The organism is Prosthecobacter sp. (genome assembly GCF_044378005.1).
In the GTDB taxonomy this organism is placed as follows: domain Bacteria; phylum Verrucomicrobiota; class Verrucomicrobiia; order Verrucomicrobiales; family Verrucomicrobiaceae; genus Prosthecobacter.
Genome location: NZ_JBILYB010000292.1, coordinates 1 through 3,440 on the forward strand (window position 1 = coordinate 1; position 3,440 = coordinate 3,440).

2 protein-coding genes and 1 pseudogene are annotated in these 3,440 nt (G+C 58.5%); all 3 read right to left on the minus strand.

The window, feature by feature from the left end:
- Window positions 1–1,836 (minus strand): Ig-like domain-containing domain (locus AC6FTP_RS26290; protein WP_497209864.1); only part of this gene is annotated, 1,836 nt, incomplete at its 3' end.
- A gap of 152 nt (window positions 1,837–1,988) precedes the next feature.
- On the minus strand, window positions 1,989–3,107 hold the full coding sequence (locus AC6FTP_RS26295; protein WP_497209865.1) for an iron-containing alcohol dehydrogenase: 1,119 nt from the start codon (window positions 3,105–3,107) through the stop codon (window positions 1,989–1,991).
- 1 nt (window position 3,108) lies between these two features.
- A pseudogene (locus AC6FTP_RS26300) lies at window positions 3,109–3,440 on the minus strand (aldehyde dehydrogenase family protein); the annotation flags it as partial.

Consider the following 3,440-nt stretch of genomic DNA (forward strand, 5'->3'; position numbering starts at 1 on the left):
GGCGATGCCTGCGAAATCATTGCCTGAAACGTCCTCGATGGCTCCAGCCGCGATTTGCACATAATAACTGCCAGCAGACTCCAGCGCCGCCGTGGGGTCGATCGTTACCGTGCCGAGATTCACCGTGACTTGCGTGCTGGTGACAGGAATTGACTCAAAAACCGAATGATCGCTGCTGCGGAAGATGGTGATCCAGCCGGTGCCTTTTTGGATCAGCTCGTTGAAGTTGATTTTAATGTTCGAGGAGATTGGCAGACCGCCTGCGCCGTCCGCAGGCGTGAAAAAGGCCACGGCGGGCGGTGTGGTGTCCACGCCGGTCGTTTCATTCACCGTCAGCTTCAAAGAGGGATCGCCAGGGTCAAATGTGTTGCCTTTGCCGGAGTAAGTGATGGCCGCCATCGGCGTGGTGGCTGCCAGGATGATGCTGAAGTCCTCTCCCGTGTTCAGACGTGAGACGAGCGCTGTGCCCGCCGCTGCGAGATCGAGCGTGAATGTATCCGTCAGTCCGCCAGCCTTCGGTGTGTAAGCAAACTTGCCGAGTGAGATGGGAGCGAAGGCGAACTGCGCATTGTCGATGCCGTTGACGAGTGCGGCATTGAATGTCTTGCCGGTGGATGAGTCCGTGGTGAAAAAGAACTCCAACTCCGTGCCCTGGGTGAAGGTGCGGTCATTGTGTGTGAGTGTGAATTCCGCCGAGGCCACACTGGTGATCGTGGAGGCACCACTGAGACCGAAATCGAGCTTTGACATGTTGAAGACACCCATGTCGTAGCGGGCAAAGGAACCCTGACCGTTGCCTTCTGCATAATAGTCAGCGCTGACACTGGAGCCTGCTGGCAGCACCTTCGTCTCGGTCGTGAACGTCTCCGTCACCGTCGGCAGCACGGATGGTGCGATGGTAGTGAAATTCCACGCCGCCGCGCCACTGAGGCCCGCATAATCATTTCCCGCGAGGTCTTCGATGGCTCCAGCCGGGACTTCAATGTAGTAGCCAGTCGTGTAGGCAAACGAAGTCGTCGGCGTGATCGTCATCGTGGCGGTGGAGATCGTGATTTGAGATGAAGTGATCGCGATGGTTTCAAAAATCGAGTTATCGCTGGTGCGCTTGATGAAGATGTCTCCCGCGCTGCCCTTTTGCACCGCTTCATTGAAGATGATGCTCGGAGTGGCAGTGATCGGCACACCCGTCGCGTTATCCAGCGGAGCCAAACTGCTCGCGAGTGGCGCGACGCTGTCCGTGGTGCGTGTGGCGTTGATTTGCAGGTTGTCGATGCGGTTGTTGCCGGTTGTATTCGTAGCGCCGCTCACGGTGTAGCGCAGCCGCACATTGGCTTGGCCGTCCACGGCATTGATCGCCGTCAGGTCGATGGATGGAGCCAGCGCAAAAGTCGTGGATACCGACGCGGTGTTTCCACCCACATTAGTAAATGCGCCACCGTTCACACTATAAGACCACAAGCCGCTGTTGAAGCCAGTCGTCGTTCCACGAGTGGCGAAAGTCACCACGGGGTCCGCAAAGTCAGCGAGATTGAGCTGCACTTCGATGTAGCTGTTGTTTCCCGCATTGCTGACAAGACTGAGCGACGCACCAGAAGGATCAGCGCCGATGACATTGATCGTCGAGCCGGCAAAGTCATCGACCAGGCCCGTGTAACCCGTGAGAGATAGAGTCCCCGTCCCCTGACTCGCCGCGATGGTCGTCGGCACACCACCCGCACCCGGCGCACTGGCCGTGGCGATAGACAGCGAATTAAAGTTCCAGTAAGCGACCGTGTCGGCCATGAGGTCGGTGGCGGATGTTAGAGCGGCAAAAAGAAGAAAAATGTTACGTGTCATGGCGGCGGGGGGATCGCGCCACTTCATTGATCACCTCACAACACCACGCATTGTCTGCGTGGTGAATCATTCGACACTGCCTTTTTTGTCACAGAATAACGTGCCCTTCTCCTTGAAGGGCTTGCCACACACCGACACCGATCAATCCGTGATTACAAGGCGGCTCGATACAGTGCGGCAAAGTCTTTCACGGTCAGCGGACGTGGATTGAACTGAGCCGTCCACTGCTTCATGGCCATCTCCGCGAGTGCTGGGATGTCTTTTTCAGTGACTCCGTAATGGGCGATCTGGCGAGGCATCTTCGCCTCCCAAAGCAACTCGTTGATGCGGTCCGCGAGATCACCATCGAAGTAGCTTTCGTAGATGGCGGCGATTTCGGGGACGGCGCTGTTGAACCGAATGACGTGGGGCAGCATGACGCCGACAGCCTCGCCATGTACAACGTTAAACTTTGCTGTGAGCGGGTTCGCGCAGGAGTGCGCGGCACCGAGCATGGAGCCTTCGATGGCGGTGCCTGCATAGGCGGCACCGAGCAGCATCATGCCACGGGCATCCAGGTTTTTGGGTTCGCGGAGCACACGACTGAACCCGGCATGAAGCAGCCGGAAGCCCTCGCGTGAAAACACAGTGGAGAAGGCATTGCGCTTGTTGGTGACGGCGGTTTCTAGCGCGTGGGAGATGGCGTCGATACCGGTGCATACGGTGACGCGCTGTGGCTGGGAGACGGTGAGTTCGGGATCGAGAATGGCGACCTTGGCCGCAGCTTTGATGTCACCACAGGCCATCTTCACATGCGTCTCGGCATCGGAGATAAGAGCGTAGCTTTGACACTCGCTGCCGGTGCCCGAGGTGGTGGGGATGGCGATCAGTGGAAGCATGGGCTTCGTGGCCTTGCCCGTGCCCCAGTAGTCGTGCATGCGACCACCATTCGTGAGGATGAAGTTGCAGCCCTTCGCCGTGTCCATGCTGCTGCCACCACCGAGACCGATGATGAAGTCGATCTTGAATTCCTTGGCCATGGCAACGCAACGGTCCACATCTTCCGTGCTCGGGTTCTCCCGCACTTCACCAAAGGCACGCGCCTCGACTCCGGCACCGATGAGGATGCTGATGGCACGGGTAACGTAACCTGCTTTGACGATGCCTGGATCACTGACGATCAGCGCGCGTCTGCCGCCGAGTTCACGAACAAGCTCACCCAGACGGGCGAGCGTGCCGTTGCCAAAGATGAGTCGCGTACGCGGCTGATGGTCGAAGGAAATGAGCGACATCTCAGGCGGCGGAACGGTCGATGCTGCGGCGTTTGTAGAGGAACTCGAACATGTTGCCCTCGTGCGGCTGATCCCAGCTGATGCTCATGGTGCTGAGCGGTCCGAGGTTCAGGCGGTCGATGTCGGAACATTCGAGGAGCTGCTCGGTGAACTCGGGGTCGGCGGTGATGGCGGTGACGATGAGGGAGTAGCCGATCTTGCTCAGCACCTCGCTCTGCTTCACTTCGACGACGCTGGCGTAGGGGCAAAGGAACTCGCGGTTCGCGAGCGAGTGCTCCCAGGAATCGCAGCGGATGATCGTCGGGCGGAGATAGACACCACCTTGGAATTCGA